The sequence below is a fragment of the Mesobacillus sp. ABV4_180 genome (assembly GCF_056158485.1).
The window spans coordinates 202,952-219,141 of record NZ_JBSWTJ010000001.1 but is presented as its reverse complement, the minus strand read 5'-3'; the positions used below and the strand labels follow the sequence as shown (position 1 = coordinate 219,141).

General features: G+C 44.6%; 16 protein-coding genes. All 16 read left to right on the top strand.

Going from position 1 to position 16,190, the window contains the following annotated elements; genetic code table 11:
* Positions 1 to 29: 29 nt before the first annotated feature.
* The 16 genes from tilS (at position 30) to lysS (ending at position 15,773) form a co-directional block, all read left to right on the top strand.
* Complete coding sequence (gene tilS / locus ACXAEA_RS01220; RefSeq protein ID WP_475098031.1) at positions 30 to 1,415, top strand: tRNA lysidine(34) synthetase TilS; 1,386 nt, start codon at positions 30 to 32, stop codon at positions 1,413 to 1,415.
* Positions 1,416 to 1,439: 24 nt separating this feature from the next.
* Positions 1,440 to 1,979, top strand: coding sequence for a hypoxanthine phosphoribosyltransferase (gene hpt, locus ACXAEA_RS01215; protein ID WP_475094146.1), 540 nt, complete (start codon positions 1,440 to 1,442; stop codon positions 1,977 to 1,979).
* Positions 1,980 to 2,111: 132 nt separating this feature from the next.
* Positions 2,112 to 4,085, top strand: coding sequence for an ATP-dependent zinc metalloprotease FtsH (ftsH, locus tag ACXAEA_RS01210; RefSeq protein WP_475094145.1), 1,974 nt, complete (start codon positions 2,112 to 2,114; stop codon positions 4,083 to 4,085).
* A gap of 241 nt (positions 4,086 to 4,326) precedes the next feature.
* Complete coding sequence (locus ACXAEA_RS01205; RefSeq protein ID WP_475094144.1) at positions 4,327 to 5,103, top strand: type III pantothenate kinase; 777 nt, start codon at positions 4,327 to 4,329, stop codon at positions 5,101 to 5,103.
* A 48-nt stretch (positions 5,104 to 5,151) separates the two neighbouring features.
* Positions 5,152 to 6,030: an Hsp33 family molecular chaperone HslO gene (gene hslO, locus ACXAEA_RS01200; protein WP_475094143.1), complete on the top strand. Its 879-nt coding sequence runs from the start codon at positions 5,152 to 5,154 to the stop codon at positions 6,028 to 6,030.
* Positions 6,031 to 6,051: 21 nt separating this feature from the next.
* Positions 6,052 to 6,936, top strand: a complete 885-nt coding sequence (locus ACXAEA_RS01195) for a peptidyl-prolyl cis-trans isomerase (RefSeq protein WP_475094142.1) — start codon at positions 6,052 to 6,054, stop codon at positions 6,934 to 6,936.
* A gap of 201 nt (positions 6,937 to 7,137) precedes the next feature.
* Positions 7,138 to 8,064 (top strand): cysteine synthase A, encoded by a 927-nt coding sequence (gene cysK, locus ACXAEA_RS01190; RefSeq protein WP_475094141.1) that lies wholly within the window; start codon positions 7,138 to 7,140, stop codon positions 8,062 to 8,064.
* Between the two features lie 216 nt (positions 8,065 to 8,280).
* The gene (locus ACXAEA_RS01185) at positions 8,281 to 9,684 is read left to right on the top strand and encodes an anthranilate synthase component I family protein (protein ID WP_475094140.1); all 1,404 of its coding nucleotides are present in this window, start codon (positions 8,281 to 8,283) and stop codon (positions 9,682 to 9,684) included.
* Entirely contained in the window at positions 9,681 to 10,277 is a 597-nt protein-coding gene (gene pabA / locus ACXAEA_RS01180; RefSeq protein WP_475094139.1) for an aminodeoxychorismate/anthranilate synthase component II, read from the top strand. The genes ACXAEA_RS01185 and pabA overlap by 4 nt, the downstream gene beginning before the upstream one ends.
* Complete coding sequence (gene pabC / locus ACXAEA_RS01175) at positions 10,277 to 11,164, top strand: aminodeoxychorismate lyase (protein ID WP_475094138.1); 888 nt, start codon at positions 10,277 to 10,279, stop codon at positions 11,162 to 11,164. Before pabA ends, pabC begins: the two co-directional genes overlap by 1 nt.
* Positions 11,148 to 11,981 carry a dihydropteroate synthase gene (gene folP, locus ACXAEA_RS01170; protein ID WP_475094137.1) on the top strand — a complete coding sequence of 278 codons (834 nt, stop codon included), beginning with the start codon at positions 11,148 to 11,150 and terminating at the stop codon, positions 11,979 to 11,981. Before pabC ends, folP begins: the two co-directional genes overlap by 17 nt.
* Positions 11,974 to 12,333: a dihydroneopterin aldolase gene (folB, locus tag ACXAEA_RS01165; protein WP_475094136.1), complete on the top strand. Its 360-nt coding sequence runs from the start codon at positions 11,974 to 11,976 to the stop codon at positions 12,331 to 12,333. The genes folP and folB overlap by 8 nt, the downstream gene beginning before the upstream one ends.
* 2 nt (positions 12,334 to 12,335) lie before the next feature.
* On the top strand, positions 12,336 to 12,863 hold the full coding sequence (gene folK / locus ACXAEA_RS01160) for a 2-amino-4-hydroxy-6-hydroxymethyldihydropteridine diphosphokinase (protein WP_475094135.1): 528 nt from the start codon (positions 12,336 to 12,338) through the stop codon (positions 12,861 to 12,863).
* Positions 12,815 to 13,018 carry a helix-turn-helix domain-containing protein gene (locus ACXAEA_RS01155; RefSeq protein WP_475094134.1) on the top strand — a complete coding sequence of 68 codons (204 nt, stop codon included), beginning with the start codon at positions 12,815 to 12,817 and terminating at the stop codon, positions 13,016 to 13,018. Before folK ends, ACXAEA_RS01155 begins: the two co-directional genes overlap by 49 nt.
* Positions 13,019 to 13,061: 43 nt before the next feature.
* Positions 13,062 to 14,063 carry a tRNA dihydrouridine synthase DusB gene (dusB, locus tag ACXAEA_RS01150; RefSeq protein ID WP_475094133.1) on the top strand — a complete coding sequence of 334 codons (1,002 nt, stop codon included), beginning with the start codon at positions 13,062 to 13,064 and terminating at the stop codon, positions 14,061 to 14,063.
* Positions 14,064 to 14,288: 225 nt separating this feature from the next.
* Positions 14,289 to 15,773: a lysine--tRNA ligase gene (lysS, locus tag ACXAEA_RS01145; protein WP_475094132.1), complete on the top strand. Its 1,485-nt coding sequence runs from the start codon at positions 14,289 to 14,291 to the stop codon at positions 15,771 to 15,773.
* Positions 15,774 to 16,190: the final 417 nt, after the last annotated feature.

Sequence of the window (16,190 nt, the reverse complement as noted above, 5' to 3'; positions counted from 1 at the left end):
ACCGGCAACAACCGTAAGGATGTACAATGATGATCGATACAAAGGTTAATGCTTTTCTTAAAAAACATGATTTTCAGCTGAATAACAAATCGATTGCTGTTGGTGTTTCAGGCGGTCCTGATTCGCTCGCTTTGCTTCATTTTTTATGGGAGCAGCGAATCAATCATTCACTCCAGATCGTGGCTGCCCATGTTGACCATATGTTTCGTGGAGAAGAATCCTATCAAGATGCCCTTTATGTGAAGAGCTATTGCGAGGAACATGGGATTCCATTCGAGATGAAAAGAGCGGATGTGCCTGCATATATGCGGGCCACTGGTTTGAGTTCACAGCAGGCTGCCCGCGCATGCCGATATGCTTTTTTTGAGGAAGTCATGAAAAAGCATAACCTTCAGTTTCTTGCATTAGGTCATCATGGCGATGACCAAATTGAAACGGTTTTGATGAGGCTTACCCGGGGAAGTTCAGGAAAAGCCCGGGCAGGAATCCCGTTCTATCGGAAATTTGGTTCATATGCCATCTTCCGGCCATTCCTGTGTCTGACAAAGGATGATCTGGAAGAATATTGTGGCTTATATCAACTTGAACCGAGAATAGACCCAAGCAACGATAAAGAATATTACAGCAGGAATCGTTTCAGGAAAAGTGTTTTGCCTTTTTTAAAGGAAGAGAATCCGGCTGTACATGAGCACTTCCAGCGGTTCAGTGAAGAATTGCAGAATGATGAAGATTATCTTATTGAATTAACGAATGAAAAATTGAATAAAGTAATGAAGAAAGAGGACAGTAAAATAACGATTGATATTAGTTCCTTTCTGCAAATGCCAATGCCTTTACAAAGAAGAGGGATTAAACTAATATTAAATTATCTTTACAAAGATCGACCTGCTTCTCTTTCCGCTATACATATTGAAAAAATATTTTCAATAATTCGCAATCCCCATCCATCAGGAACTCTTGATTTCCCCAGCGGTTTAAGAATCATACGATCGTATGGAAAATGCCACTTTCAATTGAATCCGCCAGAAAGGCACAGCTACTCTATTGAATTATCTGGTCCAGGTCAGATACTTTTGCCGAATGGTGATATCATTGAAGCGCAATTGCTCAATGATGTTCAAGACAGAGGGATTTCCAAATATCGTTTTATCGTTGATCTGGAACAGGCAGGGATACCGCTGGTCATTCGTACAAGGCAGAATGGCGATCGGATGATATTGAAGGGAATGGCAGGTTCGAAGAAGGTAAAGGATATTTTTATCGACATGAAAATTCCTTTGGCACAAAGAGATGAATGGCCGGTTGTCACAGACAGGGAAGGCAGCATTCTATGGCTTCCCGGACTGAAAAAATCGAACCATGAAGCAAGCAAGGAAGGAAACAGGTTATTACTTTTAACTTATATAAAGCATTGATAACTTCCAGGGGGCACAATGATCATGAAAAATGATATTGAAAAGGTATTATTTACAGAAGAAGAAATTCAGGTAAAGACAAAGGAACTGGCGGCTCAGCTGACTGAGGAATACAAGGATCGCTTTCCGCTTGCGATTGGCGTTCTAAAAGGTGCAATGCCTTTCATGGGCGATCTTCTGAAGCGCATCGATACATATCTGGAAATGGATTTCATGGATGTATCCAGCTATGGAAATGCAATGGTATCTTCAGGAGAAGTAAAAATCCTTAAAGATCTTGATACATCAGTTGAAGGAAGGGATATCCTGATCATCGAGGACATCATCGACAGCGGTTTGACGCTCAGCTATTTAGTAGAGCTTTTCAAGTATCGCAAGGCAAAATCGATCAAGATTGTCACACTTCTGGATAAACCTACAGGAAGAAAGGCAGACATCGCTGCTGATTATGTTGGATTCATCGTCCCTGATGAGTTTGTCGTAGGCTATGGTCTTGATTATGCAGAGAAGTACCGCAACCTTCCATACATTGGGATCTTGAAGCCAGAAGTATATTCAAAATAAACGGTCAGATTTTTAAAATGAAATGAACATTTAGAATAACAACTAAATATTCTGAATGTTAATTTCTTGTATTAGCATAATTTGCTATGATACTATTTAGTATAGTTTGTCTACCGTGGGAGGAGGTAAGGGATGAATCGGATTTTCCGTAATACCATCTTTTATTTATTGATATTTTTAGTGATTATTGGAGTAGTGAGCTTCTTTAATGGCAATAACCAGCCAACTGAACAAATCTCTTACGATAAATTCATGCAGCAGCTCGAATCGGGCAATGTTGATGGCGATCTTTCGCTTCAGCCTGAACGAGGAGTGTATGAGGTAAGAGGCCAGCTTAAAGGCCAGAAGGAAGGGGAAGGGTTCATTACCTATGTTTGGAATAACCCGGAAACCCTTACTCGCATTGAACAGGCAGCTGCTGACGCAGATGTCGAAATCAAGCCTGCCAAGGAAACAAGTGGATGGGTAACGTTCTTTACGTCCATTATTCCATTCATCATCATTTTTATCCTGTTCTTCTTCTTATTGAATCAGGCACAGGGCGGCGGAAGCCGTGTCATGAACTTCGGGAAAAGTAAAGCAAAGCTGTACAACGAAGAAAAGAAGAAAGTCCGCTTCAAAGATGTTGCGGGTGCAGATGAAGAGAAGCAAGAGCTTGTCGAGGTTGTTGAATTCCTTAAAGACCCTCGCAAATTTGCTGAACTTGGTGCCCGTATTCCGAAAGGTGTCCTTTTGGTGGGACCTCCGGGTACAGGTAAAACATTGCTTGCACGTGCTGTTGCAGGGGAAGCAGGAGTACCGTTCTTCTCAATCAGTGGTTCCGACTTCGTTGAAATGTTTGTCGGTGTCGGTGCATCACGTGTTCGTGACTTGTTCGAAACAGCTAAAAAGAATGCTCCATGTATCATATTCATAGATGAAATCGATGCAGTAGGCCGCCAGCGTGGTGCTGGTCTTGGCGGAGGGCACGATGAGCGTGAACAGACACTCAACCAATTGCTTGTTGAAATGGATGGTTTCGGCGCGAACGAAGGAATTATTATCGTTGCTGCCACTAACCGCCCTGATATCCTTGACCCTGCATTGCTGCGTCCAGGACGTTTTGACCGCCAGATCACAGTTGACCGCCCGGATGTAACAGGCCGTGAAGCTGTACTGAAGGTACATGCAAGAAACAAACCGCTTGATGAGACGGTTAACTTAAAGAATATCGCAGCACGTACTCCAGGTTTCTCTGGTGCGGACCTTGAAAACTTGTTGAACGAAGCTGCGCTTGTAGCGGCACGAAGAGACAAGAAGAAAATTGATATGGATGATCTCGATGAAGCGACTGACCGCGTCATTGCAGGCCCTGCCAAGAAGAGCCGGGTCATCTCGCAAAAAGAACGAAATATTGTTGCTTTCCATGAAGCGGGCCATACGGTCATCGGGGTTGTGCTTGATGAAGCGGAAATGGTGCATAAGGTAACGATTGTCCCTCGCGGACAGGCAGGCGGCTATGCTGTCATGCTTCCTAAGGAAGACCGTTACTTCATGACGAAGCCGGAACTTCTTGATAAAATTACCGGCCTTCTTGGCGGACGCGTAGCAGAAGAAGTCGTCTTTGGTGAAGTGAGCACAGGTGCTCATAATGACTTCCAGCGCGCGACAGGAATTGCAAGAAGAATGGTGACTGAGTTCGGAATGAGCGACAAGCTTGGACCGTTGCAGTTTGGTCAGGCTCAGGGACAGGTGTTCCTTGGCCGTGACTTGAACAATGAACAAAACTACTCAGACAAGATTGCCTATGAAATCGATCTTGAAATCCAAAGCATCATTAAGCAGTGCTACGAAAGAGCGAAGAATCTTCTTACAGAACACCGCGATAAGCTTGATCTGATCGCGAATACATTGTTAGAAGTAGAAACTCTTGATGCAGAACAAATCAAGAGTTTGGTCGACCATGGACGCCTTCCTGACAGAAGCAGTGTCAGCATCGCGAAGGATGACATGAAAGTAACCATCAATAAGAAAAAGGATGAGATGCCTGCGATTGAAGAGTCCGACAAAAAAGTAGACTCTATCATTGAGGATCCGAAGGCTATCGACGAAAATCCAAAAGAATAGAATGACATGAACAGGTGCCCTTAACAGGGCACCTGTTTTGTTTTATAAGATAAGAAAGTATAAAAATTTCACTTCGAGAATTGTCCAGCTCCAGCGCCTAGCCCATCGAGACGCTTGTCGCAGTTTGGCAGTCGCCTCCGCTTTTCTTATAAGGTTTACTTTATTTAGTGAATGTTTAGTGATTATGGTATGATATTTGCAGTGTTGATTTCAGAAAACTATTAATAAGTTGGTGAATAGCTTGATTTTTGTTTTTGATGTCGGAAATACAAATATCGTGTTAGGTGTTTATGACCAGGAAGAGTTGAAACACCATTGGAGAATAGAGACGAATCGCCACAGAACTGAAGATGAATTTGGCATGATCGTCAAAAATCTTTTTGACCATGTCCAGCTGTCTTTTTCAGATATAGATGGAATCATTATTTCGTCAGTTGTTCCGCCGATCATGTTCTCGCTGGAGAGAATGTGCCAGAAGTACTTCCATATTAAGCCTTTAGTCGTTGGCCCTGGCATTAAGACAGGACTGGACATAAAATATGAAAATCCAAGAGAAGTCGGTGCTGACCGAATTGTCAATGCAGTAGCCGCGATCCATGAGTATGGAAGCCCGTTGATCATTGTTGATTTTGGTACAGCGACAACCTATTGCTATATCAATGCCCAAAATCAATACATGGGAGGCGCGATTGCACCTGGAATCGGAATCTCTACCGAGGCTCTTTATTCAAGGGCAGCCAAGCTTCCGCGCATTGAGATCAGCAGGCCTGATGATGTGATCGGGAAAAACACGGTGTCAGCTATGCAAGCTGGAATCCTCTATGGATATGTTGGACAGGTAGAGGGAATAGTTAAACGGATGAAGGATAAGAGCACAGTTCCACCAAAAGTGATTGCGACTGGCGGCCTGGCAAATCTGATTGCCCAGGAATCGAACGTCATTGACGTCGTCGATCCGTTTTTAACATTAAAAGGACTGCAGCTTATCTATAAGCGCAATATGGATAAAAACATTTAATGTTCGTGTAAACGCGAATTTAGCAGCACGAAGGGAGTAGTAGATAAAATGAGCGATTATTTAGTTAAGGCCCTTGCTTACGATGGAGAGGTCAGGGCTTATGCAACGAAAACAACTGAAACGGTTGGAGAGGCCCAGCGCAGGCATTATACATGGCCAGTGGCATCAGCCGCACTTGGCCGTACCATGACGGCAGGCGTTATGATGGGCGCTATGCTAAAAGGTGATGAAAAACTGACAATCAAGGTCCATGGTGGTGGCCCGCTTGGATTGATCCTTGTTGACAGCAATGCAAAAGGGGAAGTCAGAGGATATGTCTCAAATCCACATGTTCATTTCGACCTTAATGAGCATGGCAAACTGGATGTTAGACGCGGCGTCGGTACCGACGGAACTCTAACCGTTGTAAAGGACATTGGTTTACGGGATTATTTTACAGGGCAGGTTCCAATCGTATCAGGGGAACTTGGTGAAGACTTCACTTACTATTTTGCAACCTCCGAACAGGTCAATTCATCTGTTGGCGTTGGTGTACTGGTCAATCCCGATAATTCAATCAAAGCGGCAGGCGGATTCATCATCCAGTTGATGCCGGGGACAACTGAGGAAACAATCTCTGCAATTGAAAAACGTCTGCAAACAATCCCGCCGGTTTCTAAGCTGATTGAAAAAGGATTAACTCCTGAAGAATTGCTGGAAGAGCTGTTGGGCAAAGAAAATGTAAAAGTGCTTGAAACGATGCCGGTTTCATTTGAATGCAACTGCTCCAAGGATCGTTTTAGCAATGCATTGATCAGTCTGGGTGCAGCGGAAATCCGTGACATGATTGATACGGACGGGCAGGCGGAAGCTCACTGCCATTTCTGTAACGAAAAGTATATGTTTACAAAAGAAGAGCTTGAAGAGATAGAAAAAGAAGCAAAATAAACAGTTTCTGGGGGAAGAGAAGTGGAAAATAAGCAGCTTTGGTATATCATTGCCGGGTTAGCCGTTTTGAACGTCATTACTCTGGTGCTGCTTCTTGCCAGGCCAGCCTTCCTTGAAGGGAATAAAGAAACTGTTGCGGAAATCGGAAAAGAGTCGATCTCCCGTCAGGAATGGCTGACAGAGCTTGAAGAAAGATATGGGGAAGAAACGCTCAGGGATCTGATTGATCAGAAGGTAGTCATGCAAATGGCTGATGAATATGATATCAAAGTCTCTGACGAGGCGGTCGAGCGTGAACTGACAATCTATAAAGCGATGTATTCTTCGGCAGGGAACGAGCCTAAAACCGAAGAAAAATGGAAGCAGCAAATTAAGCTGAGCCTTCTGCTTGAAGAGCTTTTAACAAAGGATGTTAAGGTTTCGGAAGAGGATATGAAGTCCTTTTATGAACAGAACAAGAGCCTTTTCGACATTCCGGCATCCTATCATCTTTCACAAATCATTGTTGAAACCGAGAAAGAAGCCAAATCAGCGGTAAAGGAACTGGATGAAGGCTCGAGCTTTGCAGCGCTGGCGATGGAGCGGTCCATCGATGAATTTTCCGCCAACCAGGGAGGCGACATCGGCTTCATCAATGAAGAAGATGAGCGTGTCTCTCCGCAAGTAGTAGAAGCAGCGAAATCGCTGAAACCCGAGGAGTGGACGGGTCCGGTAAAAATAGAGAATGGCTATGCGGTCATTTATCTTCATGAAAAGCTTGAAGGAAAGAAATATGACTTCAATGAAGTGAAGAATCAAATCCGCAGACAAATTGCCCTTGAACAAATGGACATCCCAGTATCTGCTCGTGCATTTTGGAATGACGCAGAGGTCAGCTGGTTTTATGGCGAGAGTGAAAAGAAATAAATCCTAACACAGCACTGGTCGATGGACCGGTGCTTTCTTGTAGTTCTTTTATGGATTTTATAATAGGAAACGCAGTAAATTTGGGCGTAAGACTGATTTTTCTTCATGTCGAAGCATACTAATTGACATGGACCAAAAGTGCTGGTAAATTTTAATAAAACCAATTAAAATACTCGGAATAAGGATTAAGGGGTGGGTAATATGGTACGCATTGCAAATTCCATTACTGAGCTTGTAGGTCAGACACCAATTGTGAAATTGAACAGACTTGTTGATGATCAGAGTGCCGAGGTATACTTGAAGCTTGAATATATGAACCCTGGCAGCAGCGTAAAAGACCGAATCGCGCTTGCAATGATTGAGGCCGCTGAAACAAATGGTGTCCTGAAGCAGGGAGATACAATCATCGAGCCGACGAGCGGAAATACTGGAATCGGCCTGGCAATGGTAGCCGCTGCGAAAGGCTACAAAGCCATCCTTGTCATGCCTGAAACCATGAGCATGGAGCGCAGAAACTTGCTTCGCGCCTATGGAGCAGAACTAGTCCTGACGCCGGGACCAGAGGGAATGGGCGGTGCGATCCGTAAAGCCTCTGAACTGGCAAAGGAAAATGGGTACTTCATGCCCCAGCAATTCGAGAATGAAGCGAACCCTGCTGTGCACGAAAAAACAACTGGTCCGGAAATCGTTGAACAGATGGGTGACCAGCTCGATGCGTTCATCTCCGGAATCGGTACTGGAGGAACGATCACAGGAGCCGGAAAAGTACTCCGTGAAAAATACAAGAACATCAAAATCATTGCTGTAGAACCTTCAGACTCTCCTGTTCTGTCAGGCGGAAAACCAGGCCCTCATAAAATCCAGGGGATTGGTGCTGGCTTCATACCTGGCGTACTTGATACCGGAGTATATGATGAAGTCATCAAGGTAGAAAATGAACAGGCATTCGATTATGCCCGCCGCGCGGCAAAAGAAGAAGGAATCCTTGGTGGAATCTCTTCAGGCGCAGCCATCTACGCAGCACTAGAAACTGCGAAAAAACTGGGCAAGGGCAAGAAAGTCCTCGCTGTCATCCCAAGCAACGGCGAGCGCTACCTAAGCACACCACTTTATCAATTCGAAGATTAATCATGCAAGAGGCAGGCCTGAGGCTTGTCTCTTTTCTTTTATATAATTGAGGATATAGATTTGATATTTAGTAAACAAAATCGTAATTGAATAGCCATTTGCTATTGAAAACCAATAATTTCTATAAAAAACAAACAAAATATAATCATTTTAAAAATGAAAGCGTGCTCTGCATCATGTATGATGGATAAAGAGAAAAAAATAGGAGTGAATAGCTTGCCGCAATATAGCATTCAATCATTGACGATTCCGTATACAGCTTCACGTTTTTTTCATCAATACGATTCCATTGCACAACACTATAAAGAGCATGTCATCCTGGAAAGCGGGAGGGGTGGACGATACAGCATCGCTGCCTTCAACCCGGAGATTGTGTTTTCAGGCAAAGATCATAAATTGACGATTACCCAAAATGGGTCGACAACAACCCTTGAGGGAAATCCCCTTGAATTAATAAGAAATCAAATGGAATCATTTCAGGTTCCAGAAATCGAAGGGCTGCCTGATTTCCAGGGTGGGGCGATCGGCTATCTAAGCTATGATTATGCCCGTTATATTGAGAGGCTTCCGGCACTGGCCAAAGATGATTCCGGAATACCGGAAGTGTATTTTCAGGTCTTCCTTGAGTGGTTCGTGTTTGACCATCAGACAGAAATTTTATGGATAATGGCTCTGACTGAATCTGGCCAGGAAGGACAGGCAGAAGAGAAGCTGTCAGCGTGGAAAGAGCGCTGGGAAGCTGATTTGACAGAGTCCTCAATAGAAAAAGTGTACAAGCCAGGAGCGGATGAACTGCATGTTTCCATGGACGAAACGGAGTTTATCGAAGCGGTCGAGAAGGTACAGCGATACATTTCCCAGGGTGATGTCTTCCAGGTCAATTTGTCAGTCAGGCAGTCAAAGCCGATTGAGACAGAAGCTATCGAAGTTTACCGAAAGCTTCGCCAATTGAATCCTTCACCGTATATGGGCTACCTTCACACGCAGGATTTCCAGCTTGTCAGCGGATCGCCTGAACTTTTAGCAAAAGTTAAAGGTTCTGAGGTCAGCACACGGCCGATTGCCGGCACAAGATCGAGAGGCAGAACTGATGAAGAAGATTTAGAGCTGGCCAATGAGCTGATTAACAATGAAAAAGAGCGCGCTGAGCATGTCATGCTGGTCGACCTAGAACGGAATGATCTTGGCAGGGTCTGCAAGTACGGTTCTGTAGAAGTGAATGAGTTCATGGTCATTGAAAAATACTCGCATGTCATGCACATCGTATCGAATGTCAGAGGCGAGCTGGCCGAGGGTGAAACATGGTTTGATGTTGTCAATGCGACATTTCCTGGCGGGACGATTACAGGTGCTCCAAAGGTACGCACAATGGAAATTATTGAGGAACTTGAGCCAGTGAGACGCGGGACTTATACCGGATCGCTTGGCTGGTTCGGTTTTAACGGGAATATGGAATTGAACATCATCATCCGGACAATGCTTGTCAAAGACGGTCTGTCCCATGTCCAGGCGGGAGCCGGTGTCGTAATTGACTCCATCCCTGCGAATGAATACAAAGAATCCTTAAAGAAAGCCATCGCTCTATGGAAGGCGAAGGAGCTTGCGGAGGGTAAAGCATGATTTTAATGATCGATAATTATGATTCGTTCACATACAATCTGGTTCAGTATTTGGGTGAAATGGGTGAGGAACTCAAAGTCATCCGCAATGACCAGACATCCATCCAGGGAATCGCGGAACTTGACCCGCAGTTTTTAATGATCTCGCCAGGGCCGTGCAGCCCGAATGAAGCAGGCATCAGCCTGGAGGCAATCAAGAATTTTGCAGGTAAGACTCCGGTTTTCGGTGTCTGCCTTGGCCATCAATCGATCGCACAGGTATTTGGCGGTGATGTGGTCCGTGCGGAGCGGCTTATGCACGGCAAAACGTCTATGGTTTATCATGACGGCAAAACGATATTCGAAGGGCTGGAGAACCCATTCCCTGCTGCACGATACCATTCGTTAATCGTGAAAAAAGAAACACTTCCTGATTGCCTGGAAGTCTCAGCTTGGACGGAGGAAGGGGAAATCATGGCCATCCGCCATAAAACGATGCCAATCGAAGGCGTTCAGTTCCATCCGGAATCAATTTTAACGACACCGGGTAAACAGCTGCTGCGGAATTTTATTTCTCAGTACAAAACAGCAAAGCAAAAGGAAGTCAGCCTGTAATGTATGTTTATATAAACGGACGATTTGCGAAAAAAGACGAAGTCTCCATCTCTCCATTTGACCATGGATTTTTATACGGGCTTGGGGTGTTCGAAACCTTCCGAATCTACAATGGCCACCCATTTTTGCTGGATGATCATCTGGAGCGGCTGAATGCCAGTCTTCAAATAATGAATATCGATGCCGTTTTTACAAGGGAGGAAACCGCATGGGTTCTGAACGAGCTTTTAGCTAAGAATGAATGCCTGGATGCCTATATTCGTTTCAATGTTTCCGCAGGGAATGGTGAAATCGGCTTGCAGACAGAAAGTTATTCAGAGCCTAATGTCATTGTATTTTCTAAACCGCTGCCGTCAGCAGGAGAAATGAGCGAGAAGAAAACAGTCCTTCTGAATCTGAGGCGCAACACTCCTGAGGGGGAAGAACGGCTGAAATCCCACCACTATCTCAATAATGTTCTCGCCAAGCGTGAGGCAGGCCCCGCTATGGACACGGAAGGTATCTTCCTTACAGATGATGGTTTTTTGGCGGAGGGAATCGTCTCGAATATTTTCTGGTACAGGGAAGGTGTGCTGTTCACACCGGCAGTCGGGACAGGTATTCTCAATGGCGTGACCCGCAGGTTCGTCATCGCGCAGGCCCGCAACGCAGGCATTGAGGTACGTGAAGGTTTTTACAAAAAAGAAGAAGCCGAAGCAGCTGACGAAATCTTCCTGACGAATTCAATCCAGGAAATTGTCCCGGTCACTACTTTTTCTGGTAAAAGCTTTCCGGGAGCAGCCGGATCAATTGCAAAAACTCTTTTTGAAAAATATAAAGCTCGCCGCGAAACACTATGGAGCAGAACAGAACTGGATGGAGGACTGCTATATGAAAAGCGTGATTAAAGCGGGTCCATATACACTGGATTACGGAACGAAAACATTGATCATGGGGATTTTGAACGTCACACCTGATTCGTTTTCGGACGGCGGCAAGTACAACCATCTTGACCATGCTGTAGCCCATGCACAGCAAATGATCGAAGATGGAGCGGATATCCTGGATATCGGAGGCGAATCGACAAGGCCAGGACACGAACGGATTACCGATGAAGAAGAAATTGCCAGGGTAGTGCCGGCAATAGAGGCGATCACGAAAGAGCTTCAGGTCCCGATTTCAATAGATACGTATAAATCGAAGGTGGCAAAAAGTGCAGTAGAGGCTGGAGCGGCCATCATCAATGATATTTGGGGAGCGAAGGAAGATCCGGAAATAGCCGATGTAGCGGCTGAAACAGGTGTTCCGATCATCTTGATGCACAACCGGAATGACCGGAATTACACGCACTTCATCAGGGATGTCCTGAACGATTTATATGAAAGCATCACAATCGCCAAAAAAGCCGGTGTAAGCGATGAGCAAATCATCCTCGATCCGGGAATAGGCTTTGCTAAAGACCTTAAGGAGAACCTGGAAATGATGCGCCATCTTGATACTCTTGTATCGCTTGGATATCCGGTGCTTTTGGGGACATCGAAGAAGTCTATGATTGGCGGCGTCCTCGACCTGCCTGTGACGGAAAGAACGGAAGGTACAGGAGCGACAGTATGTTACGGAATTCAGAAGGGCTGCCAGATTGTCAGGATCCATGATGTCAAAGAAATGTCGCGTATGGGAAAGATGATGGACGCGCTGATCGGAAAGGGTGAATATCGTGGATAAGATACATGTAAACCAGATGGAGTTTTATGGATACCACGGGGTTTTTCCTGAGGAGACGAAGCTTGGACAGCGTTTTGGCGTCGATTTGGCTGTAGAGCTTGACCTTTCGAAGGCTGGGAACAGTGATAACCTCGAGGATTCAATTAACTATGCCGAACTATACCAAACCTGCAAAGAAATCGTAGAAGGCAGCCCTTTTAAGTTGGTAGAAGCGGTAGCCGAAAAAATAGCCAGTACGATCCTTGGTCGTTTTTCATTAGTAGAAACCTGCCATGTAAAAGTAATCAAGCCGGATCCTCCGATACCAGGCCATTACAAATCGGTTGCAATCGAGATCACAAGGAGCAGATAATCGTGGATAATAAAGCATATATTGCCCTGGGTTCTAATATGGGTGACCGGTTTGGGCTTCTGACTCAAGCAATAATCCTTCTTGAAAGCCATGATAAAATAACAGTGGTAAATACTTCATCCATTTATGAAACCGACCCGGTCGGCTACACGGATCAGGATCAGTTTTTAAACATGGCAATCCAAGTAGAGACAAGCCTGGCACCAGTAGAACTGTTGGGTGTCTGCCTTGACATTGAGTTGAAACTTGGGAGAAAAAGGGAAGTAAGATGGGGACCCAGAACTTTAGACCTTGACATATTAGTGTATAATCACGAAAATATTGAAACAGAGAAGCTTACAATTCCGCACCCTCGGATGAGCGAACGCGCGTTTGTAATCCTTCCATTACTTGAAATGGACCCAAATCTCAAGCTCCCGAACATGAAGGAGCCGCTGAAAAACTGTTTGCTTAGTATACCGGATAGAGAAGGAGTACGAATATGGAAGCAGAAAAATGGGGAAGACGTATTCGCGCTTATCGAAAACTGAAGGGTTTCACACAGGAAAGCTTCGCAAAAGAGCTTGGCGTATCGGTTTCGATAGTAGGCGAAATTGAACGTGGCAACAGGATGCCTGATGACCGCCTGATTGTCAAAATAGCAGAATTCCTGGATATCGGATTAGAAGAACTAACCCCGCAGTAAGGTTTTAATATATTTTTAGATAATAAAAGAAGGGGGGAATATCATGCTTAAGATTGGCGATATTGAAATGAAAAACCAGGTCGTGCTTGCGCCTATGGCTGGCATCTGCAACTCAGCGTTCCGCCTGACGGTAAAAGAATTCGGAGCCGGACTTGTTTGTGCCGAAATGGTCAGCGATAAAGGCATTGTTCTTCAAAACAATAGAACTCTCGACATGTTATATATAGATGAACGTGAAAAGCCGCTGAGCCTCCAAATTTTCGGCGGCGAAAAGGATACGCTTGTGAAGGCCGCGCAGTATGTGGACAAGAACACGAATGCCGATATCATTGATATCAACATGGGCTGCCCAGTGCCGAAGATCACGAAATGTGATGCGGGTGCGAAATGGCTGCTTGATCCTAATAAGATTTATGAGATGGTTTCTGCTGTAGTAGATGCAGTTGATAAGCCGGTTACAGTTAAAATGCGCATGGGCTGGGATGAGGATCACATTTTTGCCATCCAGAATGCACAGGCTGTAGAACGTGCAGGCGGCAAGGCAGTCGCACTTCATGGCCGTACACGTGTACAGATGTATGAAGGAAAAGCGAACTGGGATATCATCCGTGACGTGAAGCAGGCTGTCAACATTCCGGTAATCGGCAACGGAGACGTCGAGACACCACAGGATGCAAAAAGAATGCTTGAAGAGACAGGTGTAGACGGAGTCATGATTGGCCGCGCCGCACTCGGAAATCCATGGATGATCTACCGTACGGTGAAATACCTGGAGACAGGTGAATTGATGGGAGAACCGACTGCTCGTGAGAAAATCGACGTAAGCATCCTTCACCTTGACCGCCTGATCGCATTGAAAAACGAAAATGTTGCTGTCCGCGAAATGCGCAAGCACGCTGCATGGTACCTTAAAGGCATCCGCGGCAACGCAATAGTCCGAAATGGAATCATTGAATGCAGCACAAGAGACCAGCTTGTCGATTTGTTGACAAACTTCGCTGATGAAGTTGAGGCGAACGAGGAAAAGGCGCATCAGGCTGGATAAAAATTGACATTGAATGCGACATTTCCTATAATACTTTTATTAATGTAACTGCCAGTCGTAAAACTGGCAGTTTTTATTCTATTTGGCGGTTTTTTTGCGCTAAAAAGCGTAATTCAGAGATTTTTAATGTCTGAACACGATAGTTTGTGTAAAATAATAAAAGTATCCACCAAACATACTTAGGATTACATAATAAATTTATTTATATATTGGAGTGAAAACGACATGAGTCATGAAGAATTGAATGACCAGCTCAGAGTCAGACGGGAAAAGATGAATTCATTGCGTGAAAAAGGCATGGATCCATTCGGTAAGCGTTTCGAACGGACTCACCTGACTGGAGAACTGACCAGCGAATATGGTGAATTGGAAAAAGAAGAAATCGAAACAAAGAATGTTTCTGTTAAAATAGCAGGACGGATCATGACGAAGCGCGGCAAAGGAAAAGCGGGATTCGCGCACATCCAGGATCTTGAAGGACAAATCCAGATTTATGTTCGCCAGGATGCAGTAGGAGAAGAACAATATGAGGTTTTCGATACAGCTGACCTTGGAGATCTCATCGGTGTAGAAGGAACTCTGTTCAAAACGAAAGTGGGCGAGCTATCGATCAAAGCCCAAAACTTCGTGTTCTTGTCAAAGGCACTTCGTCCGCTTCCTGAAAAGTTCCATGGACTTAAAGATGTCGAGCAGCGATACCGCCAGCGTTATCTTGATTTGATCACAAGCAGCGAGAGCAAGAATACTTTCATTAACCGCAGCCGGATCATCCAGTCAATGCGCCGTTATCTCGATGGACAGGGCTACCTGGAAGTAGAAACGCCATTAATGCATTCAATTGCCGGTGGAGCATCTGCTCGTCCGTTCATCACTCATCATAATGCTCTTGATATGCAGTTATACATGCGAATCGCGATCGAGCTTCACCTAAAGCGCCTGATCGTCGGCGGTTTGGAAAAAGTATATGAAATCGGCCGTGTATTCCGTAATGAAGGGATTTCCACAAGACATAATCCTGAATTTACAATGCTTGAGCTTTATGAAGCATACGCGGATTGGCGTGATATCATGTCTCTTACTGAAAACATGGTCGCCCACATCGCTCAGGATGTTTTGGGCAGAACTACGATCCAGTACGGTGAGTATGAAATCGACCTGAAGCCTGAATGGAAGAGAGTTCACATGGTAGATGCAATCAAGGAATATACTGGTGTCGACTTCTGGCCGCAAATGAGCACTGAAGAAGCTCGCGCCCTGGCTAAGGAGCATGGAGTAGGAATCACTGAGCACATGCAGTATGGCCACATCGTCAATGAATTCTTCGAGCAAAAAGTAGAAGAGCACTTGATCCAGCCGACATTCATCTTCGGCCATCCGGTTGATATTTCTCCTCTTGCTAAAAAGAATGACGAAGACCCTCGCTTTACTGACAGGTTCGAATTATTTATCGTTGCAAGGGAACATGCGAATGCATTCACCGAGCTGAACGATCCGATCGACCAAAGAGAGCGTTTTGAAGCTCAATTAAAAGAAAAAGAACAAGGAAACGATGAAGCACACGAAATGGATGATGATTTCATCGAAGCACTCGAATACGGAATGCCTCCAACAGGGGGTCTGGGTATCGGGATCGACCGATTGGTCATGCTTCTGACAAATTCACCATCCATCAGGGATGTTCTGTTATTCCCATTGATGCGCCACCGTTAATATAAGTGTAGAGAGAAGGGCAAAGCGGCTAAACCGTTTTGCCCTTCTTTAATATTATTCACCGAATAGGATAGGATTGGGTGAAAAATTGATAGGAAGCATTCATTCTTATAGAAAGCAGATCAAAAACAATAGTTATTCTCCGCCGGATTTGGACACAGAAATATGAATTATCTTTCTTTTGTTTTCGTAAATAAAATTCATAAAAACCTGTTGCTATTGGAATATAAAGATGCTATATTTATATCTGTTGCTACGAGCTACTTAGTCAGCAACAAAGAAATAAAAAAACTTATTGACATCGGGTTTTGAACCTGATAATATATAAGAGTTGCTTCTAACGGAGCAGCAAAACAAATTGCTCTTTGAAAACTAAACAAACAAGCGTCAACAAACAATAATATTCTTGCTTCTATT

Bases quoted from the DNA above. Each gene is read 5' to 3' on its own strand.
- hpt (WP_475094146.1), top strand. From the start codon at position 1,440: ATGAAAAATGATATTGAAAAGGTATTATTTACAGAAGAAGAAATTCAG.
- folP (WP_475094137.1), top strand. From the start codon at position 11,148: ATGAAAAGCGTGATTAAAGCGGGTCCATATACACTGGATTACGGAACG.
- tilS (WP_475098031.1), top strand. From the start codon at position 30: ATGATCGATACAAAGGTTAATGCTTTTCTTAAAAAACATGATTTTCAG.
- ACXAEA_RS01155 (WP_475094134.1), top strand. From the start codon at position 12,815: ATGGAAGCAGAAAAATGGGGAAGACGTATTCGCGCTTATCGAAAACTG.
- hslO (WP_475094143.1), top strand. From the start codon at position 5,152: ATGAGCGATTATTTAGTTAAGGCCCTTGCTTACGATGGAGAGGTCAGG.
- cysK (WP_475094141.1), top strand. From the start codon at position 7,138: ATGGTACGCATTGCAAATTCCATTACTGAGCTTGTAGGTCAGACACCA.
- ftsH (WP_475094145.1), top strand. From the start codon at position 2,112: ATGAATCGGATTTTCCGTAATACCATCTTTTATTTATTGATATTTTTA.
- dusB (WP_475094133.1), top strand. From the start codon at position 13,062: ATGCTTAAGATTGGCGATATTGAAATGAAAAACCAGGTCGTGCTTGCG.
- pabC (WP_475094138.1), top strand. From the start codon at position 10,277: ATGTATGTTTATATAAACGGACGATTTGCGAAAAAAGACGAAGTCTCC.
- pabA (WP_475094139.1), top strand. From the start codon at position 9,681: ATGATTTTAATGATCGATAATTATGATTCGTTCACATACAATCTGGTT.
- lysS (WP_475094132.1), top strand. From the start codon at position 14,289: ATGAGTCATGAAGAATTGAATGACCAGCTCAGAGTCAGACGGGAAAAG.